Source organism: Kribbella sp. NPDC031520 (genome assembly GCF_055580825.1).
Map to the genome: position 1 here is coordinate 399,469 of NZ_JBVIKS010000005.1, position 25,119 is coordinate 424,587.

General features: G+C 69.6%; 26 protein-coding genes and 1 tRNA gene. 17 read left to right on the forward strand and 10 right to left on the reverse strand.

Annotation, left to right across the window (positions count from 1 at the left end):
• Window positions 1-89: 89 nt before the first annotated feature.
• Window positions 90-812 carry a GNAT family N-acetyltransferase gene (locus ACZ5BU_RS27200; protein ID WP_465703257.1) on the forward strand — a complete coding sequence of 241 codons (723 nt, stop codon included), beginning with the start codon at window positions 90-92 and terminating at the stop codon, window positions 810-812.
• On the opposite strand, the gene ACZ5BU_RS27205 is transcribed toward ACZ5BU_RS27200, so the two are convergent.
• Together ACZ5BU_RS27205 and ACZ5BU_RS27210 are read right to left on the reverse strand one after the other, a co-directional pair.
• On the reverse strand, window positions 796-1,953 hold the full coding sequence (locus tag ACZ5BU_RS27205; protein WP_465703258.1) for an HAAS signaling domain-containing protein: 1,158 nt from the start codon (window positions 1,951-1,953) through the stop codon (window positions 796-798). The genes ACZ5BU_RS27200 and ACZ5BU_RS27205 overlap by 17 nt on opposite strands.
• A gap of 29 nt (window positions 1,954-1,982) precedes the next feature.
• Window positions 1,983-2,855, reverse strand: coding sequence for a LysR family transcriptional regulator (locus ACZ5BU_RS27210; RefSeq protein ID WP_465703259.1), 873 nt, complete (start codon window positions 2,853-2,855; stop codon window positions 1,983-1,985).
• 111 nt (window positions 2,856-2,966) lie between these two features.
• Here ACZ5BU_RS27210 and ACZ5BU_RS27215 point away from each other — a divergent pair, with 111 nt between their 5' ends.
• Both ACZ5BU_RS27215 and ACZ5BU_RS27220 read left to right on the forward strand, forming a co-directional pair.
• The gene (locus ACZ5BU_RS27215) at window positions 2,967-4,154 is read left to right on the forward strand and encodes an FAD-dependent monooxygenase (protein WP_465703260.1); all 1,188 of its coding nucleotides are present in this window, start codon (window positions 2,967-2,969) and stop codon (window positions 4,152-4,154) included.
• Between the two features lie 74 nt (window positions 4,155-4,228).
• Window positions 4,229-5,155: a helix-turn-helix domain-containing protein gene (locus tag ACZ5BU_RS27220; RefSeq protein WP_465703261.1), complete on the forward strand. Its 927-nt coding sequence runs from the start codon at window positions 4,229-4,231 to the stop codon at window positions 5,153-5,155.
• Window positions 5,156-5,257: 102 nt separating this feature from the next.
• Here the strand turns inward: ACZ5BU_RS27220 and ACZ5BU_RS27225 are convergent, their stop codons facing one another.
• Both ACZ5BU_RS27225 and ACZ5BU_RS27230 read right to left on the reverse strand, forming a co-directional pair.
• A complete protein-coding gene (locus ACZ5BU_RS27225; RefSeq protein ID WP_465703262.1) occupies window positions 5,258-6,124 on the reverse strand; it encodes a DUF559 domain-containing protein in 867 nt (288 codons plus the stop codon).
• 184 nt (window positions 6,125-6,308) lie between these two features.
• Entirely contained in the window at window positions 6,309-8,240 is a 1,932-nt protein-coding gene (locus tag ACZ5BU_RS27230) for a Xaa-Pro dipeptidyl-peptidase (protein ID WP_465703263.1), read from the reverse strand.
• Window positions 8,241-8,385: 145 nt separating this feature from the next.
• Between ACZ5BU_RS27230 and ACZ5BU_RS27235 the strand changes: the two genes are divergently transcribed.
• Window positions 8,386-9,405 (forward strand): LacI family DNA-binding transcriptional regulator, encoded by a 1,020-nt coding sequence (locus tag ACZ5BU_RS27235; protein ID WP_465703264.1) that lies wholly within the window; start codon window positions 8,386-8,388, stop codon window positions 9,403-9,405.
• Window positions 9,402-10,304 (forward strand): 1,4-dihydroxy-2-naphthoyl-CoA synthase, encoded by a 903-nt coding sequence (locus tag ACZ5BU_RS27240; protein ID WP_465703265.1) that lies wholly within the window; start codon window positions 9,402-9,404, stop codon window positions 10,302-10,304. Before ACZ5BU_RS27235 ends, ACZ5BU_RS27240 begins: the two co-directional genes overlap by 4 nt.
• Window positions 10,305-10,320: 16 nt before the next feature.
• On the opposite strand, the gene upp is transcribed toward ACZ5BU_RS27240, so the two are convergent.
• The gene (gene upp / locus ACZ5BU_RS27245; RefSeq protein ID WP_465703266.1) at window positions 10,321-10,962 is read right to left on the reverse strand and encodes a uracil phosphoribosyltransferase; all 642 of its coding nucleotides are present in this window, start codon (window positions 10,960-10,962) and stop codon (window positions 10,321-10,323) included.
• A gap of 119 nt (window positions 10,963-11,081) precedes the next feature.
• Between upp and ACZ5BU_RS27250 the strand changes: the two genes are divergently transcribed.
• The 5 genes from ACZ5BU_RS27250 to ACZ5BU_RS27270 all read left to right on the forward strand — a co-directional run bounded on the left by ACZ5BU_RS27250 (window position 11,082) and on the right by ACZ5BU_RS27270 (window position 14,052).
• Entirely contained in the window at window positions 11,082-11,243 is a 162-nt protein-coding gene (locus ACZ5BU_RS27250; protein ID WP_465703267.1) for a hypothetical protein, read from the forward strand.
• Window positions 11,244-11,370: 127 nt separating this feature from the next.
• On the forward strand, window positions 11,371-11,853 hold the full coding sequence (locus ACZ5BU_RS27255) for a tRNA adenosine deaminase-associated protein (RefSeq protein WP_465703268.1): 483 nt from the start codon (window positions 11,371-11,373) through the stop codon (window positions 11,851-11,853).
• Window positions 11,854-11,884: 31 nt separating this feature from the next.
• A complete protein-coding gene (locus ACZ5BU_RS27260) occupies window positions 11,885-12,313 on the forward strand; it encodes a nucleoside deaminase (RefSeq protein ID WP_465703569.1) in 429 nt (142 codons plus the stop codon).
• A gap of 13 nt (window positions 12,314-12,326) precedes the next feature.
• Window positions 12,327-12,417: transfer RNA gene (locus ACZ5BU_RS27265), tRNA-Ser, on the forward strand.
• Window positions 12,418-12,540: 123 nt separating this feature from the next.
• Complete coding sequence (locus ACZ5BU_RS27270) at window positions 12,541-14,052, forward strand: potassium/proton antiporter (RefSeq protein WP_465703269.1); 1,512 nt, start codon at window positions 12,541-12,543, stop codon at window positions 14,050-14,052.
• Between the two features lie 161 nt (window positions 14,053-14,213).
• Here ACZ5BU_RS27270 and ACZ5BU_RS27275 read toward each other — a convergent pair whose 3' ends face one another.
• Together ACZ5BU_RS27275 and ACZ5BU_RS27280 are read right to left on the reverse strand one after the other, a co-directional pair.
• Window positions 14,214-14,777, reverse strand: coding sequence for a LytR C-terminal domain-containing protein (locus ACZ5BU_RS27275; RefSeq protein ID WP_465703270.1), 564 nt, complete (start codon window positions 14,775-14,777; stop codon window positions 14,214-14,216).
• A 32-nt stretch (window positions 14,778-14,809) separates the two neighbouring features.
• The gene (locus ACZ5BU_RS27280; protein ID WP_141857271.1) at window positions 14,810-15,103 is read right to left on the reverse strand and encodes a type II toxin-antitoxin system VapB family antitoxin; all 294 of its coding nucleotides are present in this window, start codon (window positions 15,101-15,103) and stop codon (window positions 14,810-14,812) included.
• A 159-nt stretch (window positions 15,104-15,262) separates the two neighbouring features.
• Here ACZ5BU_RS27280 and ACZ5BU_RS27285 point away from each other — a divergent pair, with 159 nt between their 5' ends.
• The 5 genes from ACZ5BU_RS27285 (at window position 15,263) to ACZ5BU_RS27305 (ending at window position 20,332) form a co-directional block, all read left to right on the forward strand.
• Window positions 15,263-15,967, forward strand: coding sequence for a L,D-transpeptidase family protein (locus tag ACZ5BU_RS27285; RefSeq protein WP_465703271.1), 705 nt, complete (start codon window positions 15,263-15,265; stop codon window positions 15,965-15,967).
• Between the two features lie 60 nt (window positions 15,968-16,027).
• Window positions 16,028-17,578: a helicase HerA-like domain-containing protein gene (locus tag ACZ5BU_RS27290; RefSeq protein WP_465703272.1), complete on the forward strand. Its 1,551-nt coding sequence runs from the start codon at window positions 16,028-16,030 to the stop codon at window positions 17,576-17,578.
• A gap of 394 nt (window positions 17,579-17,972) precedes the next feature.
• Complete coding sequence (locus tag ACZ5BU_RS27295; protein WP_465703273.1) at window positions 17,973-19,313, forward strand: GGDEF domain-containing protein; 1,341 nt, start codon at window positions 17,973-17,975, stop codon at window positions 19,311-19,313.
• A 21-nt stretch (window positions 19,314-19,334) separates the two neighbouring features.
• Window positions 19,335-19,868, forward strand: a complete 534-nt coding sequence (locus ACZ5BU_RS27300) for a SigE family RNA polymerase sigma factor (RefSeq protein WP_465703274.1) — start codon at window positions 19,335-19,337, stop codon at window positions 19,866-19,868.
• The gene (locus tag ACZ5BU_RS27305) at window positions 19,868-20,332 is read left to right on the forward strand and encodes a hypothetical protein (protein ID WP_465703275.1); all 465 of its coding nucleotides are present in this window, start codon (window positions 19,868-19,870) and stop codon (window positions 20,330-20,332) included. The genes ACZ5BU_RS27300 and ACZ5BU_RS27305 overlap by 1 nt, the downstream gene beginning before the upstream one ends.
• Here ACZ5BU_RS27305 and ACZ5BU_RS27310 read toward each other — a convergent pair.
• From ACZ5BU_RS27310 to ACZ5BU_RS27320, 3 genes are all read right to left on the reverse strand, one after another.
• Window positions 20,329-20,595, reverse strand: a complete 267-nt coding sequence (locus ACZ5BU_RS27310; protein ID WP_465703276.1) for a hypothetical protein — start codon at window positions 20,593-20,595, stop codon at window positions 20,329-20,331. The two genes, ACZ5BU_RS27305 and ACZ5BU_RS27310, sit on opposite strands and share 4 nt — an antisense overlap.
• A gap of 282 nt (window positions 20,596-20,877) precedes the next feature.
• Complete coding sequence (locus ACZ5BU_RS27315) at window positions 20,878-21,099, reverse strand: hypothetical protein (RefSeq protein WP_465703277.1); 222 nt, start codon at window positions 21,097-21,099, stop codon at window positions 20,878-20,880.
• A gap of 1,064 nt (window positions 21,100-22,163) precedes the next feature.
• On the reverse strand, window positions 22,164-23,372 hold the full coding sequence (locus ACZ5BU_RS27320; protein WP_465703278.1) for a hypothetical protein: 1,209 nt from the start codon (window positions 23,370-23,372) through the stop codon (window positions 22,164-22,166).
• 173 nt (window positions 23,373-23,545) lie between these two features.
• On the opposite strand from ACZ5BU_RS27320, the gene ACZ5BU_RS27325 reads away from it, so the two are divergent.
• Window positions 23,546-24,061, forward strand: a complete 516-nt coding sequence (locus tag ACZ5BU_RS27325) for a SigE family RNA polymerase sigma factor (protein WP_465703279.1) — start codon at window positions 23,546-23,548, stop codon at window positions 24,059-24,061.
• Window positions 24,061-25,110: a hypothetical protein gene (locus tag ACZ5BU_RS27330; RefSeq protein ID WP_465703280.1), complete on the forward strand. Its 1,050-nt coding sequence runs from the start codon at window positions 24,061-24,063 to the stop codon at window positions 25,108-25,110. The genes ACZ5BU_RS27325 and ACZ5BU_RS27330 overlap by 1 nt, the downstream gene beginning before the upstream one ends.
• Window positions 25,111-25,119: the final 9 nt, after the last annotated feature.

The following is a 25,119-nucleotide window of genomic DNA, read 5'->3' on the forward strand; positions in this document are numbered from 1 at the left end:
GCTCGGCGGACGCCTGCGTGCGCCTGGAAGCCCGGCCAATCGACGGACACCTCCTGTCAAGCTGCGGCTCGTCGCATACGGTTTGTGCCGTGCGGGAGATCAGGACGCCGGCTGAGCTGGAGTCGGCGAGCGGGGGCGACGCGATCATCGGGTGGGCGGCGCAGGGCTTTGCGGCTGGTGTGCGGTGCTGGTCTGCAGGCGATGCGGTAGCGGTCGCGTCACCGGACGTCTCGAAGCACGACCGGCTCGCGGTCGTCGGGCCGGTCGAGGATGCCGTACGTCTGGTGACCGGCGTGCTGGCCGAGGTAGGTCCGTCGTACCGGCCGTACGGGGACGAGGGGCTGATCCGCGCGCTGGCTGATCGCGTGCCCAGGTTGAGGTTCTCGGCCGCGTTCGGGTGGATGGATGCGGATAGGGTGCCGGACGTGACCACGAGTGCGACCTGGCTCGACGGGGACGCCGGTGTGGAGGAGTTGCTCAGCGAGGCGTCGCCGTCGTCGTACGCGTGGCCCGAGCATCCTGGCGTACGGCGATGGGCCGCGGTGACGGGTGATCGCGGCGAGCTGCTGAGTATCGCGGCCGACGCCTGGAGTGCGCCGACCGTCGGTTTCCTCGCCGGTGTGGCGACGCATCCTGTTGCCCGGGGCAAGGGGCTGTCCCGGCAGGTGTGCGGGTTCGTGACCGCGGAGCTGATGAAGAGCTACGGCCGGGTCGCGTTGATGGTCGACGGGGACAACGCGGCCGCGATCGCGGTCTACCGGCGGCTCGGGTACACCTACCGCCGGGTGGCAGCGGCTAGCGCGTCGGCTTGACCGTCGGCTTGGGCGTGGGGGTGGCGGCCACTGCCGGTGGCGGTGAGAACGGGGCCTTGGTGGTGTCCTTGCAGTTCTTCTCGTCGGTGACGACGCCGTTCTCGTCCGGCTCGATCGTGGCCAGCGGGAACAGGTTGCTCGTACTGCCGCGCTGCCCCGGCTGGTAGGTTTCCGCGCAGTCCTGCCGGTCCAGGTCGATCGGATTGCCGTCCTGGTCGTACAGGCGGACGTCGACCTGCTTGCCCTGGGCATCGAACGGGTAGATGTTCGTCACCGGCGTACCGTTCAGCAGCAGCCCGTTGTCCGGCGGGTTGTACGCCGAGCTGCCGCCGTACCGGTTCTGGTAGTGGTTGAGGAACCCGAACGACGCGCCCATGTACGCGGCCGCGAGGAACGCCGGTACCGCGACCGCGGCGACCACGTTCAGCGGTACGACGTACCACAGCCAGCGGGCGTCGTGCTGGGTGCGGCGGCCGATCCAGATCGACGCCACGGCGCCTGCGAACGCCGCGACCACGGTCACCGCCGGCGCCCCGAACAGCGCGAAGAACCCGCCCGCGCCGATCATCCCGCGCGCCACCCACCAGATCGGCTGGCCGATCGTCACCAGCTCGTGCCGGATGTTCGGCGGGATCTGGTCGATCCAGCCACGGATCGCGGTCGCGGCCCGCGCGCCCTGCGGCGTCTGGAGCACGATCCGCGGCTCGTTCCCGCGCAACGCCAGGATGCCGAGGAACGCCGCGACGAACAGCACGCCGAACCCGAGCGACCCGAAGAACGACGTCGCCCCGCGTGACCAGGCAAAGATCGCGACCGCGATGAAGAACGGGCCGACGATGGCGGCGACCAGCCCCCAGCGCAGCGCGCCCCAGCCGGCGGCCATCCGCTCCTGGTGGCTCTGACCGGCCGGACCGCCGCGTGGCGGGTATCCGGCCGCGGTACGGAGCTCGTCGGCGTACTGGCGTGGCGTACCGAGGCGATCCTGCAGGTCGCTGATGGTCGGTTCACTGCCGAACTCGGACGCGACCTCGCTGAGGCGACCGCTGACGTCCCGCAGTACGTCCTCCAGCTCGCCCGGAGGCAGGTCGCTGAGCTCGGCCCGGACCTGCGCCAGGTAGATCGCTGGTGCCCCGGTGTTCACGCGCCCTCCTTGTTAGCGGACCGGCCACACTACTGCACAACGGTTTCGGCGAGAGCGCGGATCAGGGAGGTTTCGCCGGTGCTGCGCCAGATCAGGGCCCACCGGCACGGCTGGGCGTCACTGATCGGAATGTAGGCAATGTTCGGCCACGGGTAGAAGCGGCCGGATTCGGCGACGACCGCGCTGACGACCTCGCCGGCGGCGACGAGCGTCATCTCCTCGTGCCAACTCGACACGACCGGGCCGCGCGCGATCGGGCGACCCGACGGCGTCAGGTAGGGATTGAACACCGCTTCCATGGAGGCCGGGAGTGCGTTCGGCGTCAGTACGGTGCAATCGCCGAGGTCTTCCAGACAGACCGATGCGCGACTCGCGAGCGGGTGGGTCGCGCCGACCATCAGGACCTGGTCCGAGGTGTGCGTGACCGGGCCGACGGTCAGATCCGGTTCGTGCACGGGAAGCCACGCCACCGCCACGTCCACCGTACCGGCCCGCAACTCCTCGAACGGCGCCGGCGGCTGGATCTCGCAATGGCGTAGTTCGACCGCGGGGTAGCGGTCCCGGAACCGCTCGATCAGGTCCCGGACCATCCAGGCCTGCGCTCCCATCAGACCGAGCCGAAGGACGCCGGACAGACCACCGGCCGCGACTGTCGCCGCCTGGATGCCGTCGATGATCCGCTGGTACCCCGCCCGCAGTTCCTGATGGAGTTGCTCCCCGAGCGGGGTCAGCCGGACGACGCGGGTGGAGCGGTCGAACAACGGCGCACCGATCCGCCGCTCCTGCTTCTTGATCGACTGACTGACGCGGGCCGGGGTGACACGTAACCGCTCGGCCGTCCGGCCGAAATGCAGTTCCTCGGCCAGCGTCAGGAAGATCTCGATGTCGCGGAGCTCCAACACCCCTCCCGGATTGTGAACCTGTCGCTAAACAGTACGTTGCCGAGGTCGTCGTTGCCGACCCCTCCCGCCACCGATGACGCTGGAGTTCCACCAGAAAAACAAGGAGCTACCGTGAACGTCCTCATCTCCGGCGCCGGCGTGGCCGGCCCCACGCTCGCCTACTGGCTGCACCGGTACGGGATCGCCACCACGATCGTGGAGCGTGCCCCCGGGCCACGCGCCGGCGGCTACGCGGTCGACTTCCGCGGCGAGGTACATCTGACGGTCCTACGGCAGATGGGCATCCTGCCCGCGATGGAACGAGCCCGGACCGGTATGGGCTCGATGTGGTACGTCAACGACGCGGGCAAGCCGCAGGCCAAGATGCCCGCGGACCTGTTCGCCGGCGACCTCGAGATCCTCCGTGGCGACCTCGGCCAGATCCTGTTCGATGCAACGAGGGAGCACACCCGGTACGTCTTCGGCGACTCCATCACCTCGATCACCGAGGACGCCGACGGCGTGACCGTCGAGTTCGAGCACAGCGAGCCGGGCCGGTACGACGTCGTGATCGGCGCCGACGGGCTGCACTCGAACACCCGCCGGCTGGTGTTCGGTCCGGAGGAACAATTCGTCAAGCACCTCGGCGTCTACTGCGCGATCTTCACCACGACCAACTACCTCGAGCTGGACCACATCGGCCACGCCTACCGCACCGCCGGCCGGCTGGCCGCGCTCTACAGCTCCCGCAACAACACCGAAGCCAAGGCCGTGTTCTACTTCGCGGCACCCGAACTCGACCTCGACCGCCGAGACGTGGCCCGTCAGCAAGCCGCGCTGTCGCAGACCTTCGCCGGCAACGGCTGGCAGAGCGACCGGTTGCTGAGCCTGATGCGGGACGCGCCGGACTTCTACTTCGACTCGGTCGGCCAGGTCCGGATGGACAGTTGGGCGAGCGGCCGGGTCGCGCTCCTCGGTGACGCGGCGTACTGCCCGTCCTCGCTGTCGGGCATGGGCTCGGGACTGGCCGTCGTCGGCGCCTACGTCCTGGCCGGTGAGCTCGCCGCCGCCAGAGGTGATCACCGCGTCGCGTTTTCCCGCTACGAGCAGCAGTTGCGCGAGTACGCGGTCGGTTGCCAGAAGATGGGCGACGGCGTTGCCAAGCTGATGATCCCCGGTAGCCGCGTCATGGCGACATTTCTCAACAGTTACTACAAGCTGATCCCGTACCTGCCGGGTAAGAACATGGCCGCGAAGATCGCCCGGAAGGCGGCCGAGAACATCACCCTCCCCACCTATCGGGAGCCCGTCAGACCCTGAGGTCGCGGCGGGTTCGGGATGTCTTCAGCAATTTCGATCAAGTACTGCCGGCGTTCGGCGGGCACAGTGGTGGCATGGCGGATGTGTTCGAGGAGTTCGTGGCGGTGGTCGCGGCCGGTCTGAGCGGTTCGTACGACCCGGTGTCCGGCGCGGGGCTGGCCGGGCGGGTGCACCTGTCGCGGTTCCACTTCGACCGGGTGATCGGCGCGGCGGCGGGGGAGTCGCCGTTCGCCTTCCGGCGGCGCGTGCTGCTGGAGCGGGCGGCGTACCACCTCCTGACCCAACCGGTGACCGTACTCGAGGTCGCCGTCGAGGCCGGGTACGGGTCGAACGAGGCGTTCACGCGCGCGTTCGCTCACGCGTACGGGATGCCGCCGCGGGAGTGGCGGCGGGAAGCGTCGCGGGTGTTCTTCCTCGCGGCGCCCAGTGGAGTGCATTTCCAGCCGCCGGCCGGACTCCGGCTGCCGGCCCGCAGAAAGGTGAGGGGTATGGACGTACTTGTCAGGATGGTCGAGCACCACGTCTGGCTGACCGGAGAGCTGATCGAACGCGGCGCGCGGCTGGACGCCGCCACCCTGGACCGGCCGATCGAGTTGTCCGTCGAAGGCATCGACGACGACATCTCGATCCGCTACCTGCTGGACCGGCTGGTCTGGCAGGAGGAGATGTGGCTCGCCTCGGTCGAGGACCGCCCGTTCCAGGTCCCCGAATGCGGCCGCGAGGTGGTCACCCCGATCCCCGAACTACGCACCCGGCACGCCGACGCCGGCGCCCGGTTCGTTGCCCTCGTCCACGACCTCAACGAGTCCGGCCGCTTCGACGAGTCCTTCGTCGACACCACCTGTGAGCCGCCACGGGTCTTCACGTACGGCGGCATGATCGCCCACGTCCTGACCTTCGCCGCCCACCGCCGATCCCTCCTCGTCGGCGCCTTCTACACCGCCGGCATCACCGACCTGTCCTACGGCGACCCCATGCACTTCGTAGCCGAAGGCAACTAACTCGTCGAGTCGTGGAAATTGGCGAGCAAAACCCGCCCGAATCCACGACTCGGCGGAGGGGGCGGTGCAATTTGCCACGACTGGGCGCGGCGGGGCGCGTGATCAGGCGGCGAGGCTGGGGTGATGGCGGGCACGCAGGTCCTGCGCGATGCGGGCGACGACTGTGTGGGGGATTTGCATCACGTCGTACGAGGTGAAGACCCGGATCAGCCAGCCTTCGCGTTCGAGGTTTTCGCGGCGGCGGATGTCGAGGCGCCACTGACGCGCATCCCCCAGGTGGTGCTGCCCGTCGTACTCGACGGCGAGCCTGAATTCGGGGTACGACAGGTCCGGTGTCGCCAGCCACCCGCCGGCCGAGTCGTTGATGACGTGACCGACGCGGGGCTCCGGGAGCCCGGCGAGGACGAGGAGCAGCCGCAGGCGGGATTCCATCGGGGAGTCCACGCCGGCTCGAACCAGTGCAGCGGCCTCGCGGGCCAGCCGGACGTTGCGGACGCCGATCGCCGCCGTCGCCTTTTCGACCAGGTGTATCGGCTCGACCGCGGTACGTCGTACCAGCGAATCTCCTGCGGCGACGAGGTCGGTGAAGTCGCAGTACGGCGCGAGGTCGAGGAATGTCCGTTCGGGTGGGGTCAGCGGCAGTCCGTCTCGCAGCGTGTGCTCGAGGTGCTGTACCTCGTGCACACGCAGGCCACCGATCCGCGGCCGGGTCGACGGCGGATCGCGGTGGACGGAAACGTGTATGACGTCATCGGCGCGGACGTTGGCGGTCCACAGGCTCAGCGCGGTGTGGTGACTCACGACCGCGTCGGGCGTCAGCAGGAGCGCGGCCTCGGCCTGCAACCTGGGCGTCACGGCGACCTTCCCGTCGACGTACACGGACCCGAGCACCCGCCGGTACCGCGTCCCGCGTAGGAGACCACGGGAGATCCCCGCCTCCCGCGCCTGCGCCGCCGTGAACAACAACACCCCACCATTCTCCCGAAACCCCCCGACCGACGTCACCGGTCATCCACAACCCCGCCGAGTCGTGGCGAACGGCTCCCACGCGTTCCGCCGAGTCGTGGATATAGGCGGGCGAAATCAGCCAGAATCCACGACTCGGCGAACGGGGGGCCGGACCATTTGCCACGACTCGGCGAACGGAGGCGGATCAGTTCTTCGGGTCGCGGAGGTCGGGGCGTTGGGTGGGGGTGGTGATGTCCACGTCGATCGGGTGGAGTTTGGTGGGGGCGGTGATTTTGCCGCCGGTGATCGGGATGTTGAGTTTGCTGCCGGCTACATCGATGTCGATGGTGGCGCCGGTGTCGTTCGGGGTGGTCCACTCGGTGTCGGAAAGGGTGATCGCCAGACCCAGTACGCGGCCCTTGGGGATGAGCTCGTCCTGGGCGCGGAGCGGGACGTTCACGGTGGTCCACTGGCCGGGTGTCAGCGGGGTCGGGTCCGACAACGACTTGCTGTGTGCGGCGTCGATCCAGCCGCGGCTGACGATGCCGTGGTCGCTGTCGGTCGTCAGCTTCTGCACCGTGTAGTAGCAGCTGTCGTCGTAGTCGGTGCTGGACCCCTCGCAGGTGCTTTCGTCCGTACGGCGGATACCGGAGTACCGTTCGCCGTCGCCGTACTCGATCAGCCGCGCCGTGATCGGCGTGGTCGTCGAGTCGGACTTCAGCCGCAGCGTGACCGACGGCGTACCGCTGACCCGCAGCGGCGCGGCGAGTGGCGCGGAGACGAACATCTGCCGGCCCGCGATCACCTCGGTCGGGTCCGCGACGATGTCGTCCTCGGTCAGGTCCGAGTCGTCGGTGATCGTCACCGTACCCTTGCCGGCGGCACCTAGTTTACCCGTTGCCAACGGCACCGACATCGGCCGGTTCACGGCCGGCCAGGTCTTGTAGTTCCGCCACACGTCCGGCGTCGTCTCGACCGAGACCATCGGCTCCTTCATGACGTCGTTGTGCAGACCCTGCAGCCAGTAGTCGAACCACTTGTGCAGCTCGTCCACCCACTCGTCGCGGCGGAACTCGAACGGGTCCACGTGGTCCTCGAGTCCCAGCCACAGCTTGCGCGGCACGTTGTTGCGCGACAGCCCCGACCACCACTGCGAGAAGTGATTGGTCTGTACGTTGTAGTCGCTCAGCCCGTGCGTGATGAACACCGACGCCTTCACCTTGGACACGTCCTTGGTGTAGTCGCGCTCGGCCCAGAACGCCGTGTAATCGCCGGTGTCGTCGTCATCGTTGTCACCGAGCTCGCCGCGGACTTCGTCGCAGGCAGGGTCGTCGTGGCCGACGTACCCGCCCAGCCAGGGCATGTAGTCGTCCGAGTACGGTACGCCGCCGGACCGGGTGTAGTCGTACCACGAGGAGATCGCCGAGATCGGCACGATCGTCTTCAGGCCCTGCACTCCGGTCGCGGCGACACCGTTGGCCAGCGTGCCGTCGTACGACTTGCCGATCATGCCGACGGCGCCGGTCGTCCAGGTCGCCTTCACCGGTTGCCCGTCGGCGGTGTGCGCGGTGTTGCGGCCGTTCAGCCAGTCGATCACGTCGACGACGGACTGGATCTCGTCCCGGCCGCCGACGTCGCCGCAGCCGGTGGAACGGCCGGTGCCGAGGACATCCACGCCGACCATCGCATAGCCACGCGGGACGAAGTAGTTGTCGTAGAACAACGGCATCTTCCGGATCATGCCGTCGCTGTCGTACGTCTTCTTCTCGTTCTCGTTGCCGCGTCCGCAGCAGGTGTAGTACGGCGAGGCGTCCATGATCACCGGGATCTTCACGGCGGCCAGGGCGGTCTCGCTGGGCCGGACGATGTCGACCGCGATCACGTCGTTCTTGCCGTCGGAGTCGGTGTCCATCGTGGTGTCGACGTACACCGACTCGCGGATCGCCGCGGAGTAGTCGTAGACCGGCTGTGTGCTCTGGGTGCGCGCGTCGACGTGCTGCGGCACACTGGGAGCTGCCGGGGCCGGCGTACTTGGCCCGTCCGGGATCGGGGCAGCCGTCGCGGGACCGGTGAGGGTGGTCAGGCTGAGCACAGCGGACGAGACCAGGATCGTCACCCTGGCGCGGACGGTCCTCATGGCTGGGAAGGCTAGTCACTCCCGCGCCGCAATGCCAGGTTCTGCCGAGATTGGCAGCGACCTGCCCGATACTCAGCGTAAGAAGTGACCAGTTCGGTATGGTGACCGGCACCGCCCACCGGGGGGACGTAAGGAAGGGTAGGCCATGAATCTGCGAGCACCGGTGACACTGCTGGACGTGGCGCAACGTGCGGGTGTGTCGGTCGCGACCGCGTCCCGCGTGCTGAACGGCGGGGACCGGGTGCCCCGTCCGGAACTGCAGGAACGGGTCAAGGCCGCCGCCGACGAGCTCGGTTACACGCCGAACGCCCAGGCCCAGGCGCTGGCCAAGTCGTCGACGAACCTGGTCGGCATCCTCGTGCACGACATCGAGGACCCGTACTTCGCCGCGATCGCGAACGGCGTGATGCGGGCCGCGGACGAACGCAACCTGCTGGTGATGATGGCCAGTACGTTCCGCGACTCAGACCGCGAGATCGCTTACCTGTCGTCGTTGCGGGCGCAGCGGGCCCGGGCCGCGGTGATGATCGGCAGCCGCCGTACCGACGCCGAGAGCCTCGCGCGAACGGCGACCGAGGTGGAGAGTTTCCTCAACTCCGGCGCGGGTCTCGCCCTCGTCAGTCAGTCCGGGATGCCGGCGCACACCGTTGAACCGGACAACAGTTCGGGTTCGGCGGACCTGGCGCGTGAGCTGGTGCGGCTCGGCTATCGCAAGTTCGCCGTACTCGGCGGGCCGGAAACTCTTGCCACCGCACGGGATCGGCGCGACGGGTTCGTTGCCGGACTCTCCGAATCAGGCCTGGAAGCGATTGCGGTCGAGACCGGTGACTTCACCCGCGACGGTGGGTACGCGGCCGCGGAACAGCTGCTCGACCGGAACACCGACGTCGAGTGCTTGTTCGCGGTGAACGACGTGATGGCGGTCGGCGCGATGTCCGCGTTGCGGGCGCGCGGTGTCGACGTACCGGGCAAGCTCGGCGTCGCCGGGTTCGACGACATCGCCACGCTGCGGGACGTCTGGCCGGGCCTCACGACCGTACGGCTGCCGTTGGAGCAGATGGGCCGCCGGGCGCTCGAGCTGGCGATCCAAGGCGGCGAGGCGACCACCGAGACCTTCAAGGCCGAAGTCGTCCTGCGGGAGAGCACGGCTATTCTCCGGGGGTGACCGTCTCCGAGATCTTCGACCCGTCGGCCTGGAAGCAGGTGGACGGCTTCGAGCTGACCGACATCACCTACCACCGCGCCGTCGACGCCGGGGTGGTGCGGATCGCGTTCGACCGGCCCGAGGTGCGCAACGCGTTCCGCCCGCAGACGGTCGACGAGCTGTACCGCGTCCTCGACCACGCGCGGATGTCGACCGACGTCGGCTGCGTGCTGCTGACCGGCAACGGTCCGTCGCCGAAGGACGGCGGGTGGGCCTTCTGCTCCGGTGGTGACCAGCGGATCCGCGGCAAGGACGGCTACAAGTACGCCGAAGGTACGACCGCGGAGTCGATCGACCCGGCGCGGGCGGGACGGCTGCACATCCTCGAAGTACAACGGCTGATCCGCTTCATGCCGAAGGTGGTGATCTGCGTCGTCCCGGGGTGGGCCGCGGGTGGCGGGCACAGCCTGCACGTGGTGGCGGACCTCACGCTGGCGTCCGCGGAGCACGCGCGGTTCAAGCAGACCGACGCGGACGTGGCGTCGTTCGACGGTGGGTTCGGTTCGGCGTACCTGGCCCGCCAGGTCGGGCAGAAGTTCGCGCGGGAGATCTTCTTCCTCGGCGACGAGTACTCCGCCGCCGACGCGTACCGGATGGGCATGGTGAACAAGGTCGTCCCGCACGCCGAGCTCGAGGCGGTCGCGCTCGAGTGGGGCAAGAAGATCTGCGCGAAGTCGCCGACCGCACAGCGGATGCTGAAGTACGCGTTCAACGCGATCGACGACGGGCTGGTCGGGCAGCAGCTGTTCGCAGGTGAGGCGACCCGCCTCGCGTACGGCACCGACGAGGCCGCCGAAGGCCGCGACTCGTTCCTCGAGAAGCGGCCTGCCGACTGGTCCCCGTACCCGTACGCGTTCTGATAGTTGTCGCAGGCAATTACTGCGCGACGCCGTACAGGCGGTCGCCGGCGTCGCCGAGGCCGGGGACGATGTAGCCCTTGTCGTTGAGGTGGGAGTCCATGCCTGCGATGACGAGGTTGCACGGCACGTCGAGGTGCGTCAGCTCGTTCTCGACCCGTTTGACGCCCTCGGGGGCCGCGAGCAGGCAGATCGCGGTGATGTGGTCGGCGCCGCGGTCGACCAGGAACTGGATCGCCGCCGCGAGCGTTCCGCCGGTGGCCAGCATCGGGTCGAGGACGTAGCACTGGCGGCCGGACAGGTCCTCCGGGAGGCGTTCGGCGTACGTCGACGCGGTCAGCGTCTCCTCGTTGCGGACCATGCCGAGGAAACCGACCTCCGCGGTCGGGAGCAGCCGGGTCATGCCCTCGAGCATGCCGAGGCCGGCACGCAGGATCGGGACGACCAGCGGCTTCGGCGCGGCGAGCTTCACGCCCTCCGCCGCCGCGACCGGGGTCTGAACGGTGACCGGACCGGTGCGTACGTCCCGGGTCGCCTCGTAGGCGAGCAGCGTGACGAGCTCCTCGGTCAGCCGGCGGAACGTGGGTGAGTCCGTCCGTTCGTCGCGCAGCGCGGTGAGCTTGTGGGCGACGAGCGGGTGGTCCACGACGAGGATCTGCATAAGGCCGAACGGTACCGTCGGCGATTCGGCGCGGGAAAGCGCGCTCGCTGAAAGAATGGAGTGCTGCCCTTCTTTGGGCACCGGAATCTGCCCTGCCGCCCTCCAGGGAGCGTGAGCCGATGACCGAGAAGTCGCCCGAGCAGCTGGACCGGTTACGGCGGCGCGCCGCGTTCCTGCGGGAGCGCGAGGAGGCCCGCGCGCTGCGCGACCGGATCGCTCCCCGCCGGGCCCGGGTCCGGCGGCTGCGTGACGCCATGTGGCGGGCTACCTACCATCACTGACCGCCAGGCCATCACGATCGGGCCGGCTCGGCCGGCCCAGGCGGGCGATCGGTCGAAGAGACGCAATTGTGATGGCCTGGCGCCCCGGAACCTCCCACCGGCAGCCAGAGTCTGCGACGATGATCCGGTGTCAGATACGGCTACGGACCTGGATTTCGCGGTCGCTGCCTACACCGAGGACGGGCATTGGACCGTTACTCCGCTGGTCCTGCGTGGTGAGCTGGACCTGTCCACGCTGGTCTCGGCGCTCCGCCGGTTCCCGGGCGAGGCCGGGGTGCTCGGGATGGTCTCGGTCGACGAGGACTTCTTCGTCCTGGTCCGGGTGCAGGGTGGCAGCGCGCGGCTGCTGATCTCCGACGTCACCGCGGCGACCGAGTGGCCGCTGGCCCGGCAGATCGTGGACGAGCTCGACATCCCGCTGGCCGATGACGACGACGAACAGGTACCGGCCGGTGATCTCGCGATCGTCGCCGACCTCGGGATGTCCGCCATGGACCTCGGTGCGCTCTGCGACGAGGTCGACCTGTACCCCGAGGACATGCTCGAGGAGATCGCCGACGTGCTCGGGTTCGGCAACCAGTTCCACGACGCGATCGAAGCTGTTGGCTAGTCCGCTGCTGCGCCGGGAGTGGTCGCGGTTGATGACGCTCGCGCTCGAGGAGGGCGAGCGGGCGTTGCCCGACGTACCGATCGGCGCGCTGGTGGTGACCGAGGACGGCGAGATTATCGGCCGCGGGCACAACGAACGCGAGGCGACCGGCGATCCGACCGCGCACGCCGAGGTCTTGGCGATCCGGGAGGCGGCCAAGCACGTCGGCGAGTGGCGGCTGACCGGCTGCACGCTCGTGGTCACGCTGGAGCCGTGCACGATGTGCGCGGGGGCGATCGTGCTGTCCCGGCTGGAGCGGCTGGTGTTCGCGGCGTACGACGAGAAGGCCGGCGCGGTGGGGTCGCTGTGGGACGTCGTACGGGATCGCAGGCTGAACCATCGACCCGAAGTGGTGGGCGGCGTGATGGCCGATGTGGCCGGTGCGCGGCTGCGCGATTTCTTCATCGGCCACAGACCTTGATATTGTCCTCGGCGGTGGCGTGTCCGAGCGGCCGAAGGAGCGCGCCTCGAAAGCGCGTGACGGGCAACCCCCGTCCGAGGGTTCAAATCCCTCCGCCACCGCCAACCGCCCTTCGGGACGGCAGCTAGGCCGGAGACCCTGATGCTGTGTGATGCGTCAGGGTTTTCGTCTCTCTGCAGCTGACTCGGGGGACGACCTGACCCGGGACGCTCGACGAGAGGGCCCCTATGGATGTTGCGGAGCTCGACCGGATCCTGCTCGCGGGGGCGGCGATCCTGCTGGTCGCGGTCGTCGCGGTCCGGCTGTCCGCGCGGGTCGGGCTCCCGTCGCTGCTGATCTACCTCGGCATGGGCCTGCTGCTCGGCGAGGCGGGGCCGGGGCACATCCACTTCGAGGACGCGCAGCTGGCGCACGCGCTCGGGTTCGCGGCGCTGGTGGTGATCCTGACCGAGGGCGGCCTGACCACCCGGTGGAACGAAGTACGCCCGGTGATGCCGCTCGGGCTGGTGCTGGCGACGGTCGGTGTCGCGATCAGCGTCGGCGTGGTCGCCTGCGTGGCGCATTTCGTTCTCGGCCTCAACTGGCAGCTGTCCGTACTGCTCGGGGCGGTCACGTCGCCGACGGACGCGGCGGCCGTGTTCTCGGTGCTGAGAAAGGTGCCGATCCGGCCGCGACTACGAGGTGCGTTGGAGGCCGAGTCCGGGCTGAACGACGCCCCGACGGTGCTGCTGGTCACGCTCGTGAGCACCGGTGAGGTCGGGGAGAAGGGTCTGCTGTCGTTCACAGGCCTTGTCTTGTACGAGCTGGTCGTCGGCGCGCTGTTCGGGCTCTTGATCGGCTGGGTGAGCGCCGGCCTGATCCGGCGGATGGCGCTCGGGTCCGCGGGTCTCTACCCGCTCGCGGTGCTCTCGGTGGCGTTCATCTCGTACGCCGGGGGCTCCGTACTGCTCCACGTTTCCGGATTCGCCGCTGTGTACGTGACCTCGCTGGTCCTGGGACGTGCGGAGTTGCCGCACCGGATGGCGACCCGTTCGTTCGTCGACGGGATCGCCTGGCTCGCGCAGATCGGGCTGTTCGTGATGCTCGGACTGCTCGCGTCACCTGGCTCTTTCGGATGGAACGACGTACTCGTCGCGCTGGTGATCGGGATCGCGGTGACGGTCGTCGGGCGGTTCGCGTCGGTGGCGATCTCGGCGGCGCCGTTCCGGTTGCCGTGGGCGGAACGGACGTTCATCTCGTGGGCCGGGTTGCGCGGCGCCGTACCGATCGTGCTGGCGACCATCCCGCTGGCCGAGGGCGTACCGCAGGCGGAGCGGATCTTCGACGTCGTCTTCGTGCTCGTGCTCGTCTTCACGCTGCTGCAGGGGCCGTCGCTGCCGTGGCTGGCAAAACGGCTGAACGTACTGGACGAGAACGCGGCGTACGAGGTGGACATCGACGTGGCGCCGCTGGAGTCGCTCGGCGCGGACATGCTGCAGGTCAAGGTACCGAGCGAGTCGCGGCTGGCCGGGGTGGAGATCGGCGAGCTCCGGCTGCCACCGGGGGTGTCGGTCTCGCTGGTGATCCGCGGGGAGCAGGCCTTCGTACCGGACCGCCGTACCGTGCTCCGGGCCGCGGACTCGCTGCTCGTGGTGGCGCCGAGCCCGGTGCGCGAGCAGACCGTACGGCGGCTCCGCGCCGTATCGCGGGCCGGCCGCCTGGCCGGCTGGTTCGGCGAACGCGGGCGGGAACAGAGCTAGGCCCTGTCTGGTAATCCAGCGCCTACTGCGGGGCACTCGGCACGGCACCTCGCCGCACGGGTGCAAAGGCCACGATGCTCCGCATCGAGTCCTTCGCCCCCGCACGCCGATGCACCGCACCGAGCACCTCCTCGCTACGGCGCTGGATCACCAGACAGGACCTAGTTCGGGTTCTGCCCGGACGGGACCGGTTGTGGCGTACCGATGACCGGGAGGCAGACCGTCGTACCGGGCTTGACCACGACCGACGGGATGCCCTTGAGCTTCACCGAGCCGAAGCCGGCGCCGATCACCAGGTCGACGGTGTGGTCGGTACGGCCGTCGGCGATCAGCTGCGCCTTCTGGTTCAGCTGACCCGCGACCAGCAGCATCTCCGGCGCCGTCTCGGAGGCACCGCGCAACGCCACGACGTCGGTCTTGTCGCCCTTCGGCTCGTTCGCGACCTTGTCGATGTTGAACCCGCGCTTCTTCAGCACGTCCGCGACCCGGCCGGCCGAGCCCGCGCGGGCGCCACCGTTGTAGACGTTCAGCACGACCTGCTTGGGCAGCAGACGGTTGTTGGTCAGCTTCTGCTCGGTGCAGGTCGGCTCGGCGCTGGAGCTGATCAGTGACTTCCAGCCCCACCAGCCGCCCCCGGCCAGGATTCCCAGCAGGATCACCATGGTGATCGGTGTACGCCACCGGATCCGCGAGTGCGGTCTCGGTTGCGGATGGATCGCTGTCATTTGCTCCACCCCCCGTGAGCGGCAGCCATTGGTCAGTCCACTACCAGTACCCGTGCGTGCAACACCTGACGCTGCTGGAGCGCGGCACGGAGCGCGCGGTGCAGGCCGTCCTCGAGGTACATGTCGCCCTTCCACTCCACGACATGCGCGAACAGGTCGCCGTAGAAGGTCGAGTCCTCGTCCAGCAGCGCGTTCAGGTCAAGGGTGCCCTTGGTCGTGACGAGTTCGTCCAGCCGGACCTGCCGTGGTGGCAGAGCCGACCAGTCCTTGGGCCGCAACCCGTGGTCCGGGTACGGCCGATCGTCCCCGACGCGCTTGAAGATCACCCCCCGGAGTCTAGCGGGGTCCAAGGTCTCACGAGGAGGTCATGAATGTCACTGGAATAGTCCGCTGCCGGATTTCAACCTTTTGGAGGAGCTGTGCGTCACACCGGCAGAACACCGGTGCACGTCACCCGGCGGGCACCGCGAGGGGGGGTGAACGTGATGGGAATTCTTCCGAAACTCAGCATGGCAGCCGTTGCGGTGGTCGCCGTCGGTCTCGGTGCGACGGTCCCGGCGGACGCGAGCACGGTGACCGAGGTGAAGGGCGCACAGACCCGGCTGAACGCGCTCGGCTGCGTCTCCGGTCCGGTCGACGGCCAGGCCGGCGCGATGACCCAGGCCGCCACGGCCCGCTTCCAGTCCGCGAACGCTCTCGGGCAGACCGGCCTTCTGAGCGGTACGACGTACTCCCGGTTGATGGCCTCGACCGCGAAACGCTGCGACGTCCGTGCGGTACCGCGGGGCTCGGGGAGCGGGCGCCGGATCGTGATCAGCCAGACCCAGAACTGGCTGTGGCTGATCGATGCCCAGGGCAAGGTGGTGCGGCAGGGCGGGATCATCGACAACCCGACGTACCTGAAGGCCGGGACGTACACCAGCGGCTCGAAGTGCGGCCGTCCGGCCCGCGTACTGCAGAACACCGACGGGGGACGGCTCTACCTGAATCACTACGTCCGGTTCGCGCCGTGCGGGTTCGGGTTCCACCAGATTCCGACGTACAAGTCCAACGGCGCACAGATCCACCCGGACTGGTTGCTCGGTACGAACTACCGGGCCTCGCACGGCTGCATCCGGGTCTCGTCGTCGATGTCGGTGACGATCTGGTCCTTCGCGGCCGGCGCAACGCGTGTGGTCGTGATGCGGTGACGTCACGGGACTAGCATGCCCCCGGGACGTTTCCGTTCAACCGGGGAAAGGCACGCTGAGATGGCCGAGAAAGCCGACGTCGTCGAGACCGTCAAGCAGGGGTACGCGTTCGAGGGGGCCGCGCTCGAGCTCGGTGCGCTGCTGGTGGACGGCGAGCCGAAACCGGAGGCGGCGGTCCGGATCCCGCTCGGGATGATGAACCGGCACGGCCTCGTCGCGGGAGCTACCGGTACTGGTAAGACGAAGACCCTGCAGCTGATGGCGGAGCAGTTGTCGGCGGCAGGTGTGGCCGTGTTCGCGGCGGACGTGAAGGGCGACCTGTCGGGTATCTCGCAGCCGGGCGCGGGCGGCGACAAGCTGCTCGCCCGGACCAAGTCGATCGGCCAGGACTGGACCGCGACCGGGTTCCCGACCGAGTTCTACGCGCTCGGCGGCCAGGGCACCGGGATCCCGATCCGCGCGACGATCACGTCGTTCGGGCCGGTGCTGCTGTCCAAGGTGCTCGGGCTGAACGACGTCCAGGAGTCCTCGCTCGGGCTGATCTTCCACTACGCCGACAAGGCCGGGCTGACGCTGCTCGACCTGAAGGACCTGCGCTCGGTCATCCAGCACCTCACCTCGGACGAGGGCAAGGACGACCTGAAGGAGCTCGGCGGACTGTCCGCGGCGACCGCGGGTGTGATCCTGCGGGCGCTGATCGGGTTCGCCGACCAGGGCGCCGAGGCGTTCTTCGGCGAGCCCGAGTTCGATACCTCCGACCTGCTGCAGCAGCGCGACGGCAAGGGCGTCGTCTCGCTGCTCGAGCTGCCGAACCTGCAGGACCGGCCGGCGTTGTTCTCGACGTTCCTGATGTGGCTGCTCGCGGATCTGTTCCACGACCTGCCCGAGGTCGGAGACGTGGACAAGCCCAAGCTGGTGTTCTTCTTCGACGAGGCGCACCTGCTGTTCAACGACGCCTCGAAGGCGTTCCTGGACTCGATCGCGCAGACCGTACGGCTGATCCGGTCGAAGGGCGTCGGCGTGTTCTTCGTGACCCAGACTCCGAAGGACGTGCCGGACGCGGTGCTCGCCCAGCTCGGTTCGCGGGTGCAGCACCAGCTCCGGGCGCACACGCCGAACGACGCGAAGGCGCTGAAGGCGACGGTGTCGACGTTCCCGAACTCGTCGTACGACCTCGGTGAGGTGCTGACCCAGCTCGGCATCGGCGAGGCGATCGTGACCGTGATGAACGAGTCCGGCGCGCCGACCCCGGTCGCGTGGACCCGGCTGCGGGCGCCGCAGTCGCTGATGGCGCCGGCGTCGGCGGAACAGCTGACGGCTGCGGTGCAGGCCTCGCCGAACAACGCGAAGTACTCGCAGAGCGTGGACCGCGAGTCGGCCTACGAGATCCTCGCGGCGAAGGTGCAGGCCGGTGCGGCGCAGGCCGAGGCGGAGAAGCAGCAGCAGGAGCAGGCCGAGCAGGAGCACGAGCAGGCGCCGCGGCCGCGCGCGCAGAAGCCGGAGAAGTCGATGGTCGAGCAGGTCATCGGTTCCTCAGCCTTCAAACAGTTCGCCCGCTCCGCCGGCCGCGAAATAGTCCGAGGCCTCTTCGGCGCCGCCCGCAGACGCTAACCACCCCCACCATCCGCTCGGCGCCCTCCCCACCCCGGGGTAGGCGCCGCACCCGCCCCGGCGCCTCCGCGCTCCCAGCGCCCTCCCGGCCGCAGCGCCCTCCGGCCCCAGCGCTCTCCCCGCCTCCGGCGTCTCCCGCCCCCGGCGCCTCCGCGCCCCCGGCGCCTCCGCGCCCCCAGCGCACTCCCGACTCCAGCGCCTCCGCCCCCAAGGATCGCCGCCCGGGATTACTCCCCCGCCCCGGAGCGAAGCGGAGGGGCGGGTGCTTTCTGCCCTTGATTTGTTGATCAAACGGATGAATTTCGGCTGATCGGCGATCGTTCTCAACTCGTCATCCAGCAGCGCGCCGTCACCGATTGGGAGTGTGCGCCTACTCGTCGTACCGTGTGAGGTGATGGTTGCACAGAGTAGGCAGGCGGTCCGGTCCTGGGCGCTCTGGACCCTGACGGTCCCGGCGTTCTTCGTCGTCGTGCTCGTCGACCTGGCCGCGATCGGGTACGGCGTCCACGCGTTCAGCGAGCGCCCGAGCTGGCGCGGCTTGGACGTCGTGTTCGCACTCACCGTCTCCGCTTTGATCTCGGTCGAGGGAGCGCGCCGGGTCGAGAGCCGGCGGCGTCGCGGTGGAGCGTTGCACAAGGACCTCGCCCCGGCCTGGATGATCGCCGCGGCCGTGGTCCTGCACCCGGCGCTGGCGATCCTGGTCGCCGTACTGCTGCGCATCTGGTGGCGGATCCGGGCCGGCAAATGCATCCCGTACCGGTGGGCCTTCTCGACCGCGGTGCACGTTCTCGCCGTCGGTGCGGCGCACGCGGTGTTCGTCTCCGCGCGGCACCTGACCGGTGACAGCGGCCTCGGCCTGGTCGTCTCGATGGCCGGCGGCGCCATCGCGTACGTCGTCACCGACACATTGCTGTGCGGGCTGGCGATCTCGCTGATCATCCCGGGCAGCAATCGGCGCGAGACGGTCGGCGGCCTCGACGACCTGTGCACCGACGCGACCGCCGCCACGCTCGGCTGCCTGCTCGCGGCGGCCTGCCTGATCACGCCTTGGTTCGCGTTCGTCGCGATCCCGATCACGCTGACCGCGCAGCGCGCGCTCCTCCTCGGCCAGTTGGAGACCGAGGCGCAGACCGACCCGAAGACCAGCCTGACCAGGGTCGACTGGTGGCGCCGCCGCACCGAGCAGATGCTCCGTACCGCGCGCAACCAGCACGAACCGATGGCCGTCCTGCTGATCGACATCGACCACTTCAAGCAGGTCAACGACCGGCACGGCCACCTGGTCGGCGACGAGGCGCTGCGCGCGGTCGCGACGATCCTGCGCAGCGCGATCCGGGTCAAGGACGTGATCGGGCGGTTCGGTGGCGAGGAGTTCGTGATCGCGCTGCCCGACACCGGGATCGACGAGGCCACCGTGACCGCGGACCGGCTCCGGAACGCGGTCGCCAACAGCCCGCTGGCGGCGATGTGTGCCGGCGTACTCGACGACCCGGACCTGGACCCGGACACGTTCCACCTGACCGTGAGCGTCGGGGTCGCGGTCTACCCGAACGACGGGTCCTCGGTGGACGATCTGCTGCTGCGCGCCGACCGGGCGATGTACGCCGCCAAGGCCGCCGGCCGCAACCGCGTCCGGCTGGCCGCGGACGTCGTCGAACTGCCTCCGTTGCTGCCGTCGACAAAATTCTCCGAACAGACAGAACCTTTGGCTCCGGCTCAGCGTCCTGCGAGGTGAGGACGGCAGGACGGAGCACGCATGGCGGCAACGGGGAGTCGTGACGACGACTTCACGGCATTCGTGCTGGCCAGATCCGCGCGCTTGGTCCATTTCGCCCGCATGCTCTGCGGTGACACCGGACTCGCCGAGGACCTGGTGCAGACCGCCCTGGAGAAGGCGTACCTGCGCTGGGACCGGATCGAGATGGCGGACCCGTTCGCGTACGTCCGGCAGGCGGTGGTCAACCAGCACCTGTCGTGGGTACGCCGACGCCCCTGGCGCGAGCGCCTGACCGGAGACGCCGCCGAGCTGGATCTGTTCCTGGAACCAGCAGGTGACCCCAGCACGGGAATCCAGCACCGCGTAGCCATCCGCGCAGCCCTGGCCGCGCTGAGCCGCCGCGAGCGAGCGGTCGTCGTGCTGCGCTATGTGGAAGACCTGACGGAACGCGAAACGGCTGCGGTCCTCGGGGTGGCGGTCGGAACAGTGAAGAGCGCGAACGCCCGGGCCCTGGACAAGCTGCGATCCGCTCCGGAGTTGGCCGGCCTCGTTGGTTTGGGGGTGGGGATGTGATGGAGGACGAACTGCGGGACGCGCTCGCGCCGGACGACTCGATTGCGCCGCTCGACCCGGCGTCGGTGATCGCCGGGGCACGCCGCCGGAGAAGCCGCGGACGGGTCGGCGCGGTGGCGGCTTCGGTCGCTGTCGCCGGGGTGATCGCGGCAGGGGGAGCTTTCGGTGCCGGCTCGCTTCGAGGCGACGTACCGCAGCCCGCCGATCCTCCGTCGACTGTGCCGGTACGACCCGCTACCCCGACGCCGACGTACTCGAGCACGCACTCGCCGACGTACCCGCCGAGTTCGCCCTCGCCGACATACTTCCCGAGCACGCCCTCGCCGACGCCGACCGAGCCTCCCACGGCACCACCATCGATCCGCCCGACCGCGACCCGAATCCAGTCGTCGCCGACCGCAACACCCTCTGGGCCTCGGACTCCGGTCCGCTACACCACTCCGACCACCCGCTCACCGCGCTAGCAGAACCATTTGACCTGGCGCTGGCGTCCTTCCGCGTGACCGAACATCACATAGGTGCGGAGGGCAACAATGAACGAGGTGGGACGGAAACGGCGGACTACCCGGATTCTGCTGGGCGGGCTCGCGGCCGCGGCGGTGGTCGGGGTCGCAGTCGCCGGTACGGCGATGGCACGGAGCAACCACGCTGACGCCGACGCAGCCGCCCAAGGCGGACCGGCCGCCACGCCGGCCCAACCGACCGCCACCCCGATCGAGGCGAACACGCCGACCTCCTCCCCGTCAGCCCACCCCGTCCCAACCCCAACCTGCTGGACCACCCGCACCCCCACCGCCACACCCACCGACCCCCCGACCCGCCGCCCGGCACCCACCCCAACGGCCCCCACCTCCACCCGCGCCGCCACCCCCGTACCAACCACGACCCCAACCCGCGCGGCCACCCCGGTGCCGACCCCAACCCGCGTCGCCACCCCAACCCGGCGCGCCACCCCAGTGCCAAGCGAGACCCCATCCCGCGCCGCCACTCCAGTGCCGACCCCAACCCGTCACGCGGTTCGTACGCCGAGCCTCCCGCCCACGGCGAGCCCGACTCGGCGCCCGGTCCCGACCCCGACTCTGCCGCCTACGGTCAGCCCGACCCGCCGAACGGTGCCTACGGCAACGGTTTCGTCCGCCGTGCCGTCACGCCGCCCGGCTGCCACGCCAAGCGTGCCGCCGACCGCGGCCCCGACCGCCCCGCCGACCTGCGACCCGAACGCGACACCCACCGCCTCCCCCTCGACCCCGCCAACCCGAACCCCCGGCCCGCGCCCAACCCCAACCGAGCCGCCGACCGTGGCACCAACACGCACGCCAGGCCCGCGCCAAACCCCAACCGTCGACCCAACCCGCACCCCCGCCACACCCCGCGGCAAGTAGCCGCCGACCGGACCTGCATCACTCACTAAGCGAGCGGTCGCGCGCCCGCTGAAGAAGCAGCGAGCGTGCGGGTCGCGGCGCTGACGTCGGTTGTTGAGTGGTGCAGGTCCGGCAGTCAGGCACCAAGCCGGCCCAGGGCTGCCGGCCGCGGCGCCGGCGCGCACGCCGGGCCCGCGCCAGCCCCTGACCGTCGACCCGACCCGACCCGAGCCGCACCCCGCCCCGCGTCCGACCTCGACCGAGCGTCGCACCCCGCGGCAAGTAGCCGCCGATTCGCCCCGCGCGAGTCGTCGCCGAGCGGCGGCCGACGCCAAGTCGGCGGACCTGCACCACTCGCTAAACAAGCGGCCGGGCGCCCGCTGAAGGAGCAGCGAGCGTGCGGGTCGCGGCGCTGACGTCGGTTGCTGAGTGGTGCAGGTCCGGCAGTCATGCACCAAATGGGCCCAGGGCTGCCGGCCGCGGCGCAGGCGCGCACGCCGGGCTCGCGCCAGACCCTGACCTTCGACCCAACCCGCGCCCCGCGGCAAGTAGCCGCCGGCCGTAGCGCCGGCGCGCACGCCGGGCCCGCGCCAGACCCCAACCGTCGACCCGACCCGCACGTCGGCCGCGCCCCGCGGCAAGTAGCCGCCGAGCGGACCTGCATCACTCACCAAGCGAGCGGTCGCGCGCCCGCTGAAGGAGCAGCGAGCGTGCGGTCGCGGCGCTGGCGTCGGTTGCTGAGTGGTGCAGGTCCGGCAGTCACGCACCAAGCGGGCTCAGGGCTGTCGGCTGCGGCGGCGTTGCAGGTGGGTGTGCCGACGTGCAGGCGCGCCGAGTGTGGGGGACCGCCAGGCCATCTCAATCCAGTGGGCGGTGGGTGGTTACGCCGGGGGCGGCGAGCCGGCCGGGGATTGTGATGGTCTGGGTGTCCGGGTCAGCAGGGGCCGAAGGTGCCGGTGTTGACCCACGCCTTGGCTACGTACATGCCGGCGTTGACGCGGAGCCAGACGTTGCTGGTGCCTTGGGAGCCGGTGACGGATTCGCCGGTGGTTTGGCATTCGACGGTTACCTGGGCTGACTTGCCGGCCATGCCTACGACCGCGCCGGACGAGTTGGGCGCGTTGCGTACGTTCAGGTAACCGGACGAGATGGAGACCGTGCCCCGGCCCCCGTCGCCCGTCCACAGGTAGGTGACGTCGACCCAGCTGTTGTCGGCCAGCTGCAACGCGTCCCAGAACACGCCGTCCGCCAGGTCGATGCCGGCCGGGTTCGACACCGTACGGCCGAACTGGTCCTTCCCGCCGTTGTAGCCGTTCTGGTACGCCGCCTGCGCTTCCGGCTTGCCCTGCGGCAGGTCCTGCCACATCTCCCGGGTCGCGCTCGGGTTCCAGTAGTCGTCCTTGGTGTTCCACGGGCCGACGTCCCACACCGGCTCGAACGCGCAGCGCGACGCGGTGCAGACCTTCACCGAGTACGTTCCGGATCCGTTGGCCGAGAGCCCGCGTCGCGACGGCAGCGCGACGAAGTGGTCGCGGCTGACGATCACGTGGCCGTTGGCCGTCGTACCGCCGACCAGACCCTCGCGGGTCGCGAACACGTGCGACTTCAACGGAGCGGCCTGCAGCGACATCCGCGGTGCGGCCGCCGTGTCGGTGGACTGGACGGAAACATCACCGACCCACGGACGGGCGCCGGTCGGCGGGGCGAGCAGGATGATCCGTACCTGGACCCTGTCGCTCGCGCCAGGCAGTGCGGTCGGCGTACCGGCAGCCACCGCGGTCCACTCGGACCAGCGGTCGTTCAACCACGCCCGTACGTCGACCTCGGCCGACGAGCCGTCCGGCGTACCGGACGCATACCCGACGACAACAGCCGACGTCGGCGCGGCGAATCGGATCGGGTTCAGTTCAGCGAGACCCGAGCGCTGCTTGATCGCGGCCGCGCCGATCGCGGCCGCGGCGTCGCCGAGGACGATCCGGTCGCCGTCCAGCTTCACGTTGCTGGAGTCGGCCGGCCGGGCGGAAACGGCGACCGGTGAGGTCGGGGCCGCGGTGCTCGTCGGGGCGAGCGTAAAGGTCGCGGCAAGGATCGCCGCGGCAGCCGTGAGACCGGCTGCGGACGTGCTTCGACGGGTGATACGCATGGGCGGAAACCTCCGGGGCGGTGAAGGCGTGTGAACCCAATGTGACTCATGAACATCGCGTCTGACTAGCTCGTCAATAAATTTCTTCCAAGCAGTTGATGACGGAACAGAACCTGATCGGTCGCTCAGCGGGTTTGGACCGGTGTGACAGAGGCTGAGGCTGAGGAGAATCGATGACCCGGACCGCGGACGCCGACTTCGAGCGCTTCGTGCAAGCGCAGTCGACCCCATTGCTCCGGTTCGCGGAGATGTTGTGCGGCGATCGGCACACTGCCGAGGACCTGGTGCAGCAGGCGTTGATGCGGTCCTACCCGAAATGGCACCGGCTGGACGGTGACCCGTTGCGGTACGTCCGGCGGGTGCTGGTCAACCGGTTCCTCACCCAGACCCGCCGGCGCTGGAACAACGAGGTACCCAGTGACCCGGTGCTCAACGATTGGGACCAGCGAGCGGTGGCGGACTTCGCCGGGGAGGTGCAGACCAGGGAGGCCGTGCTCTCGGCCTTGAACGGTCTGACCGTCCGGGAGAGAGCCGTGGTCGCGCTGCGCTACTCGCAGGATCTCTCCGAGGCCGAGACCGCCGAGCTGCTCGGCATGGCACCCGGGACCGTGAAGAGCACGGCTTCCCGCGGGCTGGCCAAGTTGCGTCTGGCACCCGACCTGATCGACAGCGGAGTTGGAGGAAACTGATGAGTGACGAGCAGCGGGTACGAGACGCTCTCACGTACGACATGGAGCCGTGGCAGCCGAACGCCGGCGAACTGATGCGGCGCGGCAAGCGGCTGACCTGGCTGCGCCGGGGCCTGGCCGCGGCCGGAGTCACCGCGCTGGCCGGAACCGTTGCGACGGTGTCTGCCGCGGTCGGTGGACCGGCTCCGGTGAAGAACCTGCTGGCCGGTGGCGGTAAGCCGCCCGTACCGGCCGTGATCCCGACCGGCACCCCGCAGCTGCCGTCGGCCGACCCGACCTGCCTCCCGCAGAAGCCGGGCAAGCCGCAGCTGCCGAAGGTGACGGTGTCGGTGAACAAGACCATCGACCCGAACAACCCACCGTCGGTGAAGCCGACCCTGCCGGCCAAGCCGACGCTCCCGACCGCCAAGCCCACGGTGCCGACGCTGCCTTCGGGCAAGCCGTCGCTGCCGCAGCTCCCGACCACCAAGCCGAGCTTCCCGACGACGAAGCCCAGCTTCCCGACGACGAAGCCCAGCTTCCCGACGACCAAGCCGTCATTGCCGACGCTTCCGACCGCGAAGCCGACGCTGCCGTCGGGCAAGCCGTCGCTGCCGGGCAAGCCGAGCCTGCCGTCGACCAAGCCGACGCTCCCGACGCTGCCTTCGGGTAAGCCGTCGCTGCCGGCCAAGCCCACGCTCCCGACCGCCAAGCCCTCGCTCCCGGCCAAGCCGACCCTCCCGTCGACCAAGCCGAACCTGCCGAAGCTGCCGGACTGCGTGAACGGCGTACCGACCGACAAGCCGACCCTGCCGACGGTCCCGGGCAAGCCGACCGGCAACCCGTCCGTACCGACCCCGGCCGTGCCGACGGTCTCCGTGTCCGGTCGGGTCAAGGTCACGGTCGGCCCGGGCAACGTCACCATCCCGACCGCGAAGCCCACGCTGCCGTCGACCAAGCCGACCCTGCCGAGCAAGCCGACGTTCCCGACGCCGACCGGCACGCCGAGCTTCCCGACCCCGAGCGTCCCGACGGCCTTCCCTACCGGCCACCCCTCCTCCGGCCGGTAGGTCTCCCGG